The sequence below is a fragment of the Trichocoleus sp. FACHB-591 genome (genome assembly GCF_014695845.1).
GTDB lineage: Bacteria > Cyanobacteriota > Cyanobacteriia > FACHB-46 > FACHB-46 > Trichocoleus.
The window spans coordinates 118,062-131,466 of record NZ_JACJPA010000114.1 but is presented as its reverse complement, the minus strand read 5'-3'; the positions used below and the strand labels follow the sequence as shown (position 1 = coordinate 131,466).

The 13,405-nt window shown below is 49.1% G+C and carries 12 protein-coding genes; 9 read left to right on the top strand and 3 right to left on the bottom strand.

Annotation, left to right across the window (positions count from 1 at the left end):
* The first annotated feature begins 455 nt into the window (after nucleotides 1–455).
* Entirely contained in the window at nucleotides 456–605 is a 150-nt protein-coding gene (locus H6F90_RS26030; RefSeq protein ID WP_190554947.1) for a hypothetical protein, read from the top strand.
* Nucleotides 606–859: 254 nt separating this feature from the next.
* Here the strand turns inward: H6F90_RS26030 and H6F90_RS26025 are convergent, their stop codons facing one another.
* The gene (locus tag H6F90_RS26025; protein ID WP_190554946.1) at nucleotides 860–1,525 is read right to left on the bottom strand and encodes a hypothetical protein; all 666 of its coding nucleotides are present in this window, start codon (nucleotides 1,523–1,525) and stop codon (nucleotides 860–862) included.
* 399 nt (nucleotides 1,526–1,924) lie between these two features.
* Nucleotides 1,925–2,623 (bottom strand): diacylglycerol/polyprenol kinase family protein, encoded by a 699-nt coding sequence (locus H6F90_RS26020; RefSeq protein WP_190554945.1) that lies wholly within the window; start codon nucleotides 2,621–2,623, stop codon nucleotides 1,925–1,927.
* Nucleotides 2,624–2,850: 227 nt separating this feature from the next.
* On the opposite strand from H6F90_RS26020, the gene H6F90_RS26010 reads away from it, so the two are divergent.
* The 8 genes from H6F90_RS26010 to H6F90_RS25975 all read left to right on the top strand — a co-directional run bounded on the left by H6F90_RS26010 (nucleotide 2,851) and on the right by H6F90_RS25975 (nucleotide 12,091).
* Nucleotides 2,851–3,777 (top strand): TIGR01777 family oxidoreductase, encoded by a 927-nt coding sequence (locus H6F90_RS26010; protein ID WP_190554943.1) that lies wholly within the window; start codon nucleotides 2,851–2,853, stop codon nucleotides 3,775–3,777.
* A 188-nt stretch (nucleotides 3,778–3,965) separates the two neighbouring features.
* Nucleotides 3,966–6,323, top strand: a complete 2,358-nt coding sequence (pcrA, locus tag H6F90_RS26005; RefSeq protein WP_190554942.1) for a DNA helicase PcrA — start codon at nucleotides 3,966–3,968, stop codon at nucleotides 6,321–6,323.
* Nucleotides 6,324–6,352: 29 nt separating this feature from the next.
* The gene (locus tag H6F90_RS26000; protein ID WP_190554941.1) at nucleotides 6,353–6,604 is read left to right on the top strand and encodes a hypothetical protein; all 252 of its coding nucleotides are present in this window, start codon (nucleotides 6,353–6,355) and stop codon (nucleotides 6,602–6,604) included.
* A gap of 221 nt (nucleotides 6,605–6,825) precedes the next feature.
* Nucleotides 6,826–7,428, top strand: a complete 603-nt coding sequence (locus tag H6F90_RS25995; protein WP_190554940.1) for a TetR/AcrR family transcriptional regulator — start codon at nucleotides 6,826–6,828, stop codon at nucleotides 7,426–7,428.
* Between the two features lie 75 nt (nucleotides 7,429–7,503).
* Nucleotides 7,504–8,199 (top strand): glutathione S-transferase family protein, encoded by a 696-nt coding sequence (locus H6F90_RS25990; RefSeq protein WP_190554939.1) that lies wholly within the window; start codon nucleotides 7,504–7,506, stop codon nucleotides 8,197–8,199.
* A gap of 241 nt (nucleotides 8,200–8,440) precedes the next feature.
* Nucleotides 8,441–9,076 (top strand): hypothetical protein, encoded by a 636-nt coding sequence (locus tag H6F90_RS25985; RefSeq protein ID WP_190554938.1) that lies wholly within the window; start codon nucleotides 8,441–8,443, stop codon nucleotides 9,074–9,076.
* Nucleotides 9,077–9,252: 176 nt separating this feature from the next.
* Complete coding sequence (locus H6F90_RS25980; protein ID WP_190554937.1) at nucleotides 9,253–11,547, top strand: EAL domain-containing protein; 2,295 nt, start codon at nucleotides 9,253–9,255, stop codon at nucleotides 11,545–11,547.
* Nucleotides 11,548–11,584: 37 nt separating this feature from the next.
* Nucleotides 11,585–12,091: an N-acetyltransferase gene (locus H6F90_RS25975; protein WP_190554936.1), complete on the top strand. Its 507-nt coding sequence runs from the start codon at nucleotides 11,585–11,587 to the stop codon at nucleotides 12,089–12,091.
* Between the two features lie 15 nt (nucleotides 12,092–12,106).
* Here the strand turns inward: H6F90_RS25975 and H6F90_RS25970 are convergent, their stop codons facing one another.
* A complete protein-coding gene (locus tag H6F90_RS25970; RefSeq protein ID WP_190554935.1) occupies nucleotides 12,107–13,369 on the bottom strand; it encodes an FGGY-family carbohydrate kinase in 1,263 nt (420 codons plus the stop codon).
* Between the last annotated feature and the right edge of the window lie 36 nt (nucleotides 13,370–13,405).

The following is a 13,405-nucleotide window of genomic DNA, read 5'->3' as shown; positions in this document are numbered from 1 at the left end:
GGTTTCACTGATTTTGTCAAAATTGCATGATAGGAGTGGTCTGCAAGCAGTGAGGTAAAGCTCTTGCCTATTAGCCAGCAAGCTATCCGTACTCAGAATGCTCTATAGATTTAACCCACTAAGTTATAGTGATTTTTTGCAAAACTAAGCGGTTAGCTTAGCTCAAAAATAATAAAAATTTGGTGCTGCGCTTAGCGGTCGGGTTGACGAATTAGTAATTCTGTCTCTGGAAGAGCTCAAAAGTATGAGGGCGATCGCCCTGGCTTGTACCCAAAGAAGTTCTCACTAGCTGTTTAAAAGTAAAGCAGTATCAAGAAGGGTAAATGCTGCTCCAATTAAGCTAAAGAATTATACAAATTTCAACTCGTTCTAGAAGAGTTGAAGATAATAAAAGTATCAGGTTACACAGCTTAGTTTAGGTCGAGTCACTACTCACTAATCTTGAGAGAAACCTTATGAAATTACGTACCGCCTTCAATGATTTAATTCAGTTTATTTTTGGTGCGGTGAATCGGATCTTTAGCCCTACTGACGATGAGTATCCTGCAACAGGTCTCCAGCCTTTTGAAGGAGATGTGAGATCCAGTCGGTCTCATGATTGGTAGTTAATTGGGTGCTTAGCGGTTCTGCACTATCTGAGGGGCTAAATGCAACCTTAGTTAGTGCAATCCTAAGTTGCTTGAGTACTGTTGCTAGTTATCTGAATTGGCTCGTGGTTTTACTCGTAAATATCTTTGACTCGGTGAAGTATTTCCTTATTCTTCGCCGAGTTTAATCATGAGTATCCAGATTTGATCTGTTAAACTTTTTGCTGTTTTGTTGCGATCGCTAACTTAGTTCATTAGCTTATCTAAAATGGTTAGTCCGCTAAGATTTCTTGAGTGCAGTTGCCATTGGAATCCCACTGTAGTTCTGCTATTAGCAGAGCGCTGACCCCGATTACAACTCCAGTCAGCAAAAATTGCCAAGCTGCAAAGTAAGGCAGGATGAAGATGCCAAGCAAATGAATGAGCGCAACTAAGATGAAGGCTCGCGATCGCATCCGCCAACCTGTCCCCAAATAACCCACTGCGTTTAATCCTAGCCATAGGGGGCAAAGCTGCAACAACATGTCACCCCAGCCCCAAAAGATGCTGAGGTCAGTAACTACTACACCACCGAGCATTAACCAAGCCCACCAGCGCAACACCCACTTGAAATGCTCAAATCGGCTCCAGGGTTCTGTTAATAGATGCATACCCAGAGTGCCGAATACCGTTAAGGCGGACCACCAAATAGCTTGCAAACTCCAACTGATAGGTAGAAATTGAGCCGTTGCAAAGATGGCGATCGAAATAACTCCCCAAAGCAAACACGCTTGATCGATGCGCGTATAAAAAGTGGAAATGATGGTTTTATCACCTACCTGCCAATGAATTCTCCACAAACCAGGTAAGTCTTCAATGGCAAATGCAGATTCTTTAGAGCGCAGTAAAGGAATATCAAGATTAAAAAAATCTAGATTAATCGGGCTAACTAAATTCATTGACTTCAATAAGGTGATTGATAAAAGGCGATTGAAAATAAAATGATGTCGTTCCTTGAGTCGGAACGCTACAATCATCTCTCCTCATGTATCGCCTTTAATCTATCGACAGAAGCGGTTTAACTGATCCGAGAGTCTGTCAACAGAAGTAGCTGAAGTCGTTAGCTTTTACTTTAGATTAATGACTGTAATCTCTAGATCTAGCTTGGAATAGAACTAAAGACTGATAGTTTATGCTGACTGAAAGATTAAAACTGTATCTGTTTTTACGCTTAAATCTGGTTCAGGCTTGACTCTTTAAAAATATCAAACAGGTGCTTATTTTTTGATAGAAACTTAACAAATGATTTGAAGCGCCAATTATCAAAGTGGCTAAATATACCTAAATAATTAGCTCAGTCAAAGAATTTTGCTTAATAAAAAACTTAATGCTCCACTGGCAATGGGGACCGTTAAGTTATCGATTCCGAACTTGGAAAAAGCTTCTAAGCCAGCGGCAACTATGGCAACGGCCAAAGGAATGCACCAAGTTTGCCAAGTGTTGCCTTGGACTCCAAACAAAATGGCGCTGCTGACCACGTAGCTCACACCTGCCATCGTCAATGAGCCTTCCCAGCTTTTTTGCATATCCCAAAGCTGGTAAGGGTGGCGACCAAAACGGCGACCAATTAAAGCTGCTAGCCCATCTCCCCAAGTCATCACCAAGATGCCAAGAGCCGCGTATTGAGGCTGGTGTATAGGCCAGAACCAAGCAATCAACACCCCAATGCTAATGGCATAAAAAAAGGTGCCCCAGCTTTTACGACCCACACTGTTCATGCTTGCCAAAATCGGGATGTAATAGGAAGTAAAGGCGATCGCGCTAGCCAAGACAGAAGCCGTAATGCCCATCCAGGCGGGAATCTGGAGCCACCAAGCCAGCAAAATGACATTGCCCACGCCGATATGGACGACTTTCCGGACGATCTCTGCGTCAGTCTCTGTATAACGACCTAGCCACTCTGCCAAGAGCACAACACAACTGAGCCAGATGCCGACAACAGTTAACTGGACCCAAAAGCTGGGTGGAGAAACAAGGCTGAAGACTTCAGTTAGCAAAGCGAGAACACAGGGTAGGGGTGCTTTCTCACTTTATTAGATCTTGATTAGATCTTGGCTTGGATCTAATTGCTACGGCCAGGAGTGCGATCGCTAGTTGCGCCCTTAGCCACGGCTCCAGCTTCTGTTCTGTATACTGAGCTTTAAGTTTCCTTGATTTTTTACATAGCAGGTCAGTCTCCTTCAATCCAGATTTTTGAAGGCATTTTTAAGTAACGGAAGAGAGTATGAAAGTCGCGATCGCAGGTGCCACAGGTTTTGTCGGCAGTCGTCTAGTCGAGCGTTTACAGGCGGAAGGCCATCAAATTGTCGCTTTCAGCCGTAGCCGTGAGCGAGCCGAACAATTGTTTCCTCGCACCGTTTTCTCAAATGTAGAAGTTGTTCCCTACACTCCTACTACTCCGGGCGCTTGGCAGCAGGCCGTGGCAGGTTGTGATGGCGTGGTGAATTTGGCTGGGGAAGCGATCGCGGACGGCAGATGGACTGAATCCCGCAAACAAGAAATTTTGAGCAGTCGCCAACTTAGCACCCAAAACATCGTGGCGGCGATCAACCAAGCCAACCCGAAACCAACCGTATTAGTCAACGCTTCAGCAGTGGGCTATTACGGCACGAGTGAAACCGCTACCTTTGACGAAACCAGTGCGGCTGGCAAAGATTTTTTGGCGCAAGTTTGCCAAACCTGGGAAGCGGAAGCCCAAAAAGTTAAGGATAGCGGCACCCGCTTGGTGATTGTGCGGACTGGCATTGTTTTAGGAATGGGAGGCGCACTAGCCAAAATGCTACCTCCGTTCAAGCTGTTCGCAGGTGGGCCGATTGGTAGTGGTCGGCAATGGTTTTCTTGGATTCACCGCGAAGACTTGGTCAGCCTAATTCTGCAAGCACTGACCCAAACCGACATGCAAGGGGTGTATAACGGTACCGCTCCTAACCCAGTCCGTATGGCTGAGTTTTGCCATGTATTAGGCGAGGTGCTGAATCGCCCTTCCTGGTTGCCAGTCCCGGATTTTGCCTTAGAAGCACTGCTAGGAGATGGAGCCAAAGTCGTCCTAGAAGGTCAGCAGGTACTACCAAAGCACACCCTCGCCGATGGCTTGCAATATCAATACCCCACGGTGAAACAAGCGCTCTCAGAAATCTTGGCGGCTGGCTAGAACGAGAATTGGCAATAGGGATAGGCGTAGTGAGGAAGGACGGCGATCGCACCTCACCTCACTGCCTCTATCTTCAAGCAACCCTGTAGTATGTGAAATGGAGCCTGCTCTCTACACAAATGACGCTTGCTCTGAAGCTGCCTGACCCAGTTTAATGAGTTCTCTGCTCGCGATCGCACCTAAGTTTTATGACTGCCACCACTGATTTTCTCGGCCATCTCAACCCCTCTCAAAGACAAGCCGTGGAACATTTCTGCGGGCCACTTTTGGTGGTGGCGGGAGCAGGATCAGGCAAAACCCGCGCCTTGACCTACCGGATCGCAAATTTGGTGCTGACCCACCGAGTAGATCCAGAAAGCATCTTGGCGGTGACTTTTACCAACAAAGCAGCCAAGGAAATGAAGGAGCGGATTGAGCGCTTGTTTGCCGAGCGGCAAGCGTTGGATGAATTTGGCAAGCCCTTTCATTTGCTCGCGCCTTACGAACAAAAGCAACTGCGATCGCGGGTCTACAAAAACATCACCAAAGAATTGTGGATTGGCACCTTCCATGCGTTGTGTTGTCGGATTCTGCGGTTTGACGTTGATAAGTATCAAGACAGTAATGGTCGTCAGTGGACCAAGAACTTCTCAATCTTTGACGAATCGGACGCGCAGAGCTTGGTCAAGGATATTGTCCAAAACAAGTTGAATTTGGATGACAAAAAGTTCGACCCGCGATCGGTGCGCTATGCCATTAGCAATGCCAAAAACGAAGGCTTGTCGCCACAAGAATTGGAGCAACAGCAGCCCAACTTTAGAGGTCGGGTGATTGCTAATGTCTATAGCTGCTATCAAGATGCCCTAGCCGCCAACAACGCCCTAGACTTTGACGACCTGATTTTGTTGCCCGTGCAACTGTTTAAGCAGAATGAGCAGGTGCTAGCTTACTGGCACAAGCGGTTTCGCCACATTTTGGTCGATGAGTACCAAGACACCAACCGCACCCAGTACGACTTAGTGCGCTTACTCGTAACAAACGGCGCAGAGTCGCGCGACTTTAAGAGCTGGGATTACCGTTCAATTTTTGTCGTGGGGGACGCCGACCAGTCGATCTATTCTTTCCGTAAAGCCGACTTCAAAATCTTGATGGGCTTTCAGGATGACTTTGGCGATCGCCTCCCCGACGACGACACTCGGACGATGGTGAAGCTGGAGGAGAATTACCGCTCCACTGAAAACATTCTCCAAGCGGCCAACGAACTGATCGAGAACAACACGGAGCGGATCGACAAAGTTCTGAAGCCGACTCGCGGTAGTGGCGAAACCATTTTCTGTCATCGCTCTGACGATGAAACCGCTGAAGCCGAGTTTGCGGTTCACCAAATCCGCACCCTAGAACGCCAGAACCCCGAACTCAATTGGGGCTGTTTTGCTATTCTCTACCGCACTAATGCCCAATCCCGCGCCTTTGAGGAATCGCTGGTGCGTTGGGGAGTGCCCTACAAAGTCGTGGGTGGTCTCAAGTTCTACGATCGCAGAGAGATTAAAGATGTCTTGGCCTACCTGAGAGCGATCGCCAATCCCGCTGACACCGTTAGTTTGCTGCGCGTGATCAACACCCCCCGGCGTGGCGTGGGCAAAACCACGATCGACTCTCTAACTAATGCCGCGCAACAACTGGGTGTACCGCTCTGGGAAATCTTGCAAGACGACACTTCAGTTAAAACCTTGGCGGGTCGCTCTGCAAAAGGTGTCCTCAACTTTGCCAGTATCATCCAAACTTGGCGAGAGAAACTAGAAACCATCCCTGCCACAGAGATTGTCCAAGGCGTGCTGGAAGACTCTGGCTATATCCAAGACTTGCAGAACCAAGGCACGGATGAAGCCCTCGATCGCGTGCAAAACGTCCAGGAGCTTTACAACGCGGTGCGGCAATTTGAGGAAGATAACGAAGACAAAAGCTTATCAGGTTTCCTAGCCAACGCCTCTCTCGCCTCTGACTTGGATGACCTAAAAGAAGATGACGCCCGCGTTTCCCTAATGACGCTGCACTCCTCGAAGGGATTGGAGTTTCCAGTGGTGTTTCTGGTGGGTTTAGAGCAAGGCTTGTTCCCCAACTTCCGATCGCTCGAAGACCCGACGGCTTTAGAAGAGGAACGGCGGCTTTGCTACGTCGGCATCACTCGTGCCCAAGAGCGGTTGTTCATTAGCCACGCGCGGGAACGTCGCCTCTATGGTTCACGCGAACCTGCTAGTCCCTCGCTATTTCTAGCTGAGTTGCCTAGGGAGTTACTTACCAGCAACGTTGCTACGGCCATCCCCACACGGATGACTCAGGGAATTGCTGCGGCTAAACGCGAAGGCGTTGCTGTCGGCTCCGTTCGGCCCAATAGCCATGAAGATGACTGGACTGTGGGCGATCGCATTGTGCATAAAGCTTTCGGCGTGGGCCAAGTCACACACATCTTTGGCAAAGGGGACAAAATCTGCCTCGCCATTAAGTTTCCGGGTTTAGGCCAGAAAATTATTGACCCAAAGGTCACAGTGTTGCAGCGCGTAGAATAATTCAATTCAATCGGAGGCACCTAAATAGGATGGCAAAGCATACACAAGCCCATATGGCCAAGACCTTGGAGAAGAACAGAGCCGAGGCTTGGAAGGATATGACGAAGCGCCAGATGGAATACTACATGGGCGCTAAACTTTTGGAGATTGGGGTGAACCCAAAGTCAGCTATTTACCGCTGGTCTATGGAGGACAAGGGGAATAGCGAGGAATGGACCTATAGCGCCTATTGGGGTGACTCGAAGGAAAAGCTGGAGCAGCAGGAAGCTCAAGGTAGCTAAATAGGTTGAGTCTTTGGCTTGGTTGGTGCTGCATCCCGTCAGATTTTGCAGAACCGCGCCTTTGGGGGCGCTTGCCCCCAAGCCCCCACTGAGAGACGGTTGCGTCCCTCAGACTCCCTCCAAAAGGGGCACAAATGTTTGGTGCATTAGGTTGATTTGTATTAGTGATGAGGTTGTTGTACTCTTAGAAAGACCGATCGGTCTTTTTTAAGGACTGCTGTATGGCTAAAGCTGACGAAACTAGAGCCAAGATTCTGCAAGAGGCGGCGACTCTGTTTAATCAGCAGGGCTACGCGGGTTCGTCGATGTCGGACATCATGCAGGCGACAGGGTTACAAAAAGGAGGGATTTACAACCATTTCACGAGTAAGCAGGCTCTGGCTTTAGAGGCTTTTGACTTTGCTTTTCAGAGGTGCCAAGAACGGTTTCGCATTGCTCTGGCGACAAAGCAGCATGCTATAGAACGATTGCAAGCGATTTTGGGTGTCTTTTACAGTTTTATCAAAGACCCGCCGATCGCGGGAGGTTGCCCAATTCTCAATACGGCGATCGAGAGTGATGATGCCAATCCTGCATTGCGCGATCGCGCTCAAGCAGCGATGAATACTTTACGCAATTCGATTCGACGCACTGTGGAGCGGGGAATTGCCAGGGGTGAAATTCGGCCTACGGTTGAGGCGGATACCGTAGCAACGGTGATGATTTCTACTTTGGAAGGAGCCCTAATGATGAGCAAGCTCTATGACGATCCAGTGCATTTGCAGCGATCGATCGCGCATCTAAATGATTACCTTTGCGATCGCTTACAACCACCATCAATTTAGCGGGTTAAACGAAGGGTTATTTTTTTGAAGTTCTACAGACCGATCGGTCGGAATTTATCCTTCTAGGAGTTTTTAATGCTGAAGTTCTACTATGCTCCCCTCTCACCTAATGCGCGTCGAGTCTGGTTGACGCTGTTAGAAAAACAGATTCCATTTGAGCCTGTGCTGATGCAGTTGAATGGAGACCAATTCCAACCGGAGTTTGCCGCGATTAATCCTTTCCATCACATTCCTGTAGTGCTGGATGAAGGGGTGAGAGTCTTGGAATCTTTGGCAATTCTGGATTACCTAGAAGCTAAATACCCTCAACCTGCTCTGCTGCCAACTGAGCCACAGGCGATCGCCACAGTACGGATGGCCCAGATGGTGATGACGAACGAATTGGGACCAGCAGTGTTTGGATTGGTTGTGCAGCCCGAAGAACCAAAGCAGCTCGAACGAATTCAACTTCAAGTAGCGCAAGGATTGAGTTTTCTTAACGAGTTGTTGGGCGATCGCCCCTACTTTGGTAGCGACCAATTGACTTTGGGCGATGTTGTCGCAGGAGTTGTGGTGTCTCTGTTGCCTTATGTGCAAGTTGACTTAGTGAGCTACCCAGCCCTCAAAGCTTGGTCGGAGCGGTTGATGGCACGAGAGGCTTGGCAAAAAACACAACCCAACCCACAGCAGTTTGAGGAATTTAGGCGGCGAGTCAAGATCATTGCCAAACAACGGTTGCGCCATTACTTGCAGGGTAGACGACGCGATAAAGCGATCGCCCCTGGTTCTTAGTTCTAGTTGCTACGAGCTGAACCACGGCTGAGGATACCGCTGAGTGACCTGCCTTAGGAAAGAGGGACGCCCGCTTGGATTTATCTACGCTGTGATCAGAATGGGGAAAATAAATGAGTTATTTACTAATCATTGTGCTGCTCGCTTGGGGTGCGGTTTACCTATTTGCCAGACAGGCAGGTAAGAGTGATGCACCTAAATAATCTGATTGAGCGGTTGGCTGAATCGTGATGTGAAAGCAATGATCAGGAAAGTCGGATTGTGGCTGCTCTGGATTGGCTTTATTGCCTATGCTTTGTTCTTAGCTCCCCCCTGGCAGCCTGACGTAGGCCGCTTACAAAACTTCTTGGCGGGAAACTGGACAGATCTGAACGCTTGGGTCGTGGCAGTGTTCAGTCTGATTGGCATGTGGGTGATGATCTATAGCTGCCTCATATTTGCCGATGGCCGTATGCAAAAGCTTCCTGCTTGGCCGTTTGTCCTAGGTTCTCTGGGAACCGGAGTGTTGGGTTTAATTCCTTATTTGGCGTTGCGAGAGCCAAACCAACATTTTTCGGGGCCTAAAGATGGCTGGCTCAAGTTTTGGGATTCACGCCGCACTGGTTGGTTGATCAGCATAAGCACGATCGCCTTTATTGCCTATGGCATTCTATTGGGTGATTGGGGTGGGTTTGTGCAGGAGTTTCAAACCAGCCGCTTCATTCACCTAATGAGTTTGGCGTTTTGCCTTTTCGGTCTGTTGTGGCCGACCTTGCTAGGAGACGACATGGCCCGTCGGGGCTTAAAGGAGCCAGGCTTGTTTTGGACTGTAGCTTTAATTCCGCTATTTGGGCCACTGGCTTATCTTTGCTTCCGCCCACCGCTACCAAACGATTAAAAGTTAGATAACAGATAAAAGTCTAAGCTCGACTGATTCTGGCTTTGGGCCTGCCTGCTTTTATGCCTAAAGAGAGATCTTTAATAATTCTTTGAAAACTCCTGATAATATTTCGGGCTCTCGTGATTTTGTCTGGGAATTACTAATTAAAGCTGTTTTATCAAGGTAGGCGAGTTGTGAGCCAAGCTAATGCTGGTCCGAAATCTTGTGCTTGCTACAACCTCTCGCCCTGTGGTGCAGCAGAGGCTGGCAGATTGTTTCTGTGGCTTCCTGTACCGCACACCCTAAAAAAAATCGTGCCCTATTTGCAGGCAGCAAACTTCAGTTGCGATCTGATGCCAGAGCGGCATGGCTTGAGTATTGCTTGTGCGCCTGGGCAAACCCAGGAGTTAGCCAAAAATATCGGCGAGTTGCTGACTCCGCGAGAGTTGGAATCTACTCAAGTGTTGTTTGTTCGAGGGAATATCCAGCCGCGAATTCATGACTTTAGCGATATCACCTCGCTACAACGCTTCATCAAGTTCACCCAATCCGATTGGCTGGTAGAGATGCTGGCGGCTAAACGCTTCACTAGCTTTTTTCAGCCAATTGTTCACATGGCAGACACCTCTCAGATTTATGCTCACGAAGCGCTATTGCGGGGGTTTGACGAGCAAGATCGTTTGATTATGCCAGGTGCCATTTTGGATTTGGCTACAGAAGCGGGACTGCTGCCCCAAGTGGATCGACTGGCTCGTCTAAGCGCGATCGCTGCTGCCAGTCGGCATCAAATCTCCAGCCACATCTTTATCAATTTTTCCCCCACGGCGTTGTATGACCCAGTTTCCTGTCTACGGAGTACTGTAGATGCCATTGATGAGGCAGGCATTCCTCATGAGCGTGTGGTGTTTGAAGTAATTGAGTCCGATCGCCCTCAGGATTTAGATCATCTCAAATCAATTTTGAAATACTACCGAGATGCAGGGTTTCTGATCGCGTTGGATGATTTAGGCTCAGGCTACTCTAGCCTCAATTTGTTGCATCAATTACGTCCAGACTTCCTCAAGTTGGATATGGGCTTGGTTCGAGATGTGCATCAAGACCCCTATAAAGGTCTGATCACAGAAAAGATTTTGGAAATTACGCAGCAGTTAAATATTCAGACGGTGGCTGAAGGCATTGAGTGCATTGGCGAGCTGGACTGGCTGCGGCAGCGCGGTGCCACTTTTGCCCAAGGATACTTGATTGCCAAACCAGGGGCTTTGCCTGCCGCTACGACGCCTTGCTTAACTGCGATCGCGCCACCGATTTCAAATCAATCTAGTGACCACCCGTCGGACGCAAGTAGCCAAGATCAGCAGTTAGGCAGCCAACCACTAGCGAACTACGACTTACAGGCGCAAATTGACCAGCAAAGCGAGTCGGAGCGAATTGTTGCTGCTGTAACTCAGCGCATTCGGCAATCTCTGGACTTAAATGAAATTCTGCAAACCACAGCGGCAGAAGTTCGACAACTGTTTCAGGTAGATCGGGTTGTTCTTTATCGCTTTGCGTCCGACTGGAGCGGGGTCGTGGTGGTAGAGTCTGTAGCCGAGGGATGGCTACCTATATTGGGGCTGAATGTCATAGATACTTGCTTCCAATCCAATCACGCTTGTGAATATAAGCAAGGACGAACTAAAGCAATTGAAGATATTCACGCCGCAGAGCTGACGCCATGCCATGTAGAGCTACTACAGCAGTTGCAAATTCGGGCTAATTTAGTGGTGCCAATTTTGCAGCAAGAGAAGCTGTGGGGGCTAATGATCGCCCATCAGTGTAGTGGTCCTAGAAGCTGGAAAGCTTCTGAGATCAACTTATTCAGTCAGTTGGCGGGTCAAGCCGCGATCGCGATTCAGCAGTCGGAACTTTATCAACAACTACAACAAGCTAACCAAGAGCTACAGCGCCTCGCGTCTTCAGATGGCTTGACTCAAGTGGCAAATCGTCGCTGCTTTGATGAGTATTTAGCTCAGGAATGGCAGCGGTTAGCGCGGGAGCAAGCTCCTTTGTCCTTGATTCTGTGCGATGTAGATTGCTTCAAGTTATATAACGACACCTATGGGCACTTAGCTGGGGATGATGCTTTAAGACAAGTTGCCCAAGCGATCGCCCAAGCTGTAAAGCGACCTGCGGATCTAGTGGCTCGTTATGGGGGTGAAGAGTTTGCCATCATCCTACCGAATACTGATGCGGTGGCTGCTGCCGCAGTTGCGACCGAAATCCAGGCCAAGATCAAAACTTTGCAACTGCTGCACATTAGTTCTCAAGTCACTGGATTCGTAACGCTTAGCCTCGGTGTCGCCACAACAATTCCCCAGAGCAAGTCTTCTGCTGCAACTTTAATTGCAGCCGCTGATCAAGGTCTTTACCGAGCTAAAGCTCAAGGCCGCAATCGCTTATTTCAAATCAACTACGAAGAAGCAAATACTGCTGCAATTGTGGAAAGCTAAGCCTGCTTGTATGTAGAGCGATCGCACTCAGATCAATATGCATTATTTGGTTCAGCCCCTAACCATTGCAGATGAACCGTTTCTGTGGGAAATGCTGTTTGAGGCAGCCCACCTGAGAGACGAGGGCGAAACCAATATTCAAGCCGCGATGAATCATCCCCTCCTAGCTCGTTACGTTGAAGGTTGGGGCCGAGAAGGAGATCTAGGATTTGTAGCGATCGCCTCCGGTACCAACCAGAAAGTTGGAGCAGTCTGGGTCAGGCTTTGGCCAGGGGCAGAAAAAGGCTTCGCTTATGTCGCAGATGACGTGCCAGAGCTAGCGATCGCCGTACTACCGGACTATTGCAACCAAGGCATTGGCACTCAGCTCATCGCTGATTTACTCGAAGCGGCAAAACCGATTTACCCAGCGATTTCTCTCAGCGTCAGAGATAGTAATCCTGCCCTACGGTTGTATGAAAGGATGGGGTTTCGAGCGATCGCGGGGAGTGAAGTTCGCAATCGCACTGGCGGCATTTCCTTCACGATGAAAATAGCGCTATAAACGTAGACTTGCTACTTACAAAATCTGGTTGCAATTCCGCATTGCCAGCAAAGCAGTACCGTAGGCTGCTTCCGTTTGCGCGGAGCGAACCACAGAGGTTTTTAGTTGGCGCTCGCGAATTTTGGTCCAAGCTGAGTTGTCTGCCCCTCCCCCCGCTGTATAGACCTGTTTGAGCGGCGTGGCTCCTAACTTCTGCAACAGCTCATAGCCCTGAGCTTCAATGCGGGCCATACTCTCTAGCAAACCGTGGAGAAATTCCACTGGGTCTTCCGGGCGTGGTTCTAGTTGGGGAGCTAGGGCAGCATCATTGATCGGAAAGCGTTCGCCAGAGTGCTGCAATGGGTAGTAATGTAACGAGCTTTCCTGTTCAGTGGGAATTTTTTCGCTAAACGTTTCTAGTTGCTCAGAACTAAAGAATTTTTGCAACACTGCTCCACCTGTGTTGGAAGCGCCGCCCACAAGCCACCACTCGCCCAAACGATGGCTGTAGATACCGAATTGAGTGTCATCGATCCGAGTTTGGCTCAAAAGCTTGAGGACCAGAGTGGAACCGAGCGACGTAACAGCTTCACCGGGGATTTGGGCTCCACTGGCGAGAAAAGCGGCAATGCTGTCTGTGGTGCCAGCACAGACGAGGCAATCGGGGCGCAAGCTAAATTGGGTAGCGATCGCCGCCTTAATCGGGCCAATAGGCGTACCAGGAGCCACAACTTGGGGTAGCAAGGGTGACATGGGCAAACTCTCTAACCAAGCTGGGTAGCATAGCTGCTCGGCGTCATAGCCCAGCTTGAGGCTGTTGTGATAATCGCTGATTCCTAATTTGCCGTGGAGCAGAAAACTCAACCAGTCAGCTTGGTGTAAGAAATAGCGCACTTGGGCAAACTGCGGTTGCTGAGTCCACCACAACAACTTAGCCAAACTAGAAGTGGCACTGATGACACTGTGATTCGCAGGGGCGATCGCCTGCAACATCTCTAAAACTGCTGCTCCACGAGCATCGTTATAGAGAATCGGTTCATCAATGGGTCGTCCGGCGCTGTTGCAGATCAGCACAGTCGAAGAAGTGCCATCGATCGCGATCGCTCGGATAGATTGGCGCAGGTCTAGGGGGATTTTTTCGATCAGGGCAAATAAAGCCGTTTGCCAACTGGTGACCCAATCCTTTGAAGCCATGGCGACATAGGGATAACTGGCTTGCGCCTGCACGGTTCCCTCGGCGTCAATTGCGATCGCGCGTGCGCCTGAAGTGCCAAAATCTAGGCCAAGGTAAAGGTTCATTGGGTTAAAAAGGTATTAAATCTATCTACTGACGTT